Annotated in this window: 1 protein-coding gene; it reads right to left on the reverse strand. The window is 64.5% G+C overall.

Features of this window, described 5'->3' with window-relative positions; all coding sequences use genetic code 11:
- Positions 1 to 3 precede the first annotated feature (3 nt).
- On the reverse strand, positions 4 to 558 hold a 555-nt coding region (locus CO664_RS30035; protein ID WP_176536714.1), incomplete at its 5' end, for an EF-Tu/IF-2/RF-3 family GTPase.

Here is a 558-nt window from a genome sequence, read left to right on the forward strand (position 1 = left end):
TCGTTACTCGACGATGGAGGCGACGATGCCGGCGCCGACGGTGCGGCCGCCTTCACGGATAGCGAAGCGCAGCTTCTCTTCCATGGCGATCGGCACGATCAGCTCGACGTCGACCGTCACGTTGTCGCCCGGCATCACCATTTCCGTGCCTTCCGGCAGCGTCACGATGCCCGTCACGTCCGTCGTGCGGAAGTAGAACTGCGGGCGGTAGTTGGTGAAGAACGGCGTATGGCGGCCGCCTTCTTCCTTCGTCAGGATGTAGGCTTCGGCCTTGAACTTGCGGTGCGGCTTGACCGAACCCGGCTTGCACAGAACCTGACCGCGCTCGACGCCGTTGCGGTCGACACCGCGCAGCAGCGCACCGATGTTGTCGCCGGCCTGGCCCTGGTCGAGCAGCTTGCGGAACATTTCAACGCCCGTGCAGGTCGTCTTCGTCGTCGGACGGATGCCGACGATCTCGATTTCCTCACCGACCTTGACGATGCCGCGCTCGACGCGGCCGGTCACGACCGTGCCGCGGCCGGAGATCGAGAACACGTCTTCGATCGGCATCAGGAA

It is taken from the genome of Sinorhizobium sp. NG07B (assembly GCF_002532005.1).
Classification (GTDB): domain Bacteria; phylum Pseudomonadota; class Alphaproteobacteria; order Rhizobiales; family Rhizobiaceae; genus Sinorhizobium; species Sinorhizobium fredii_C.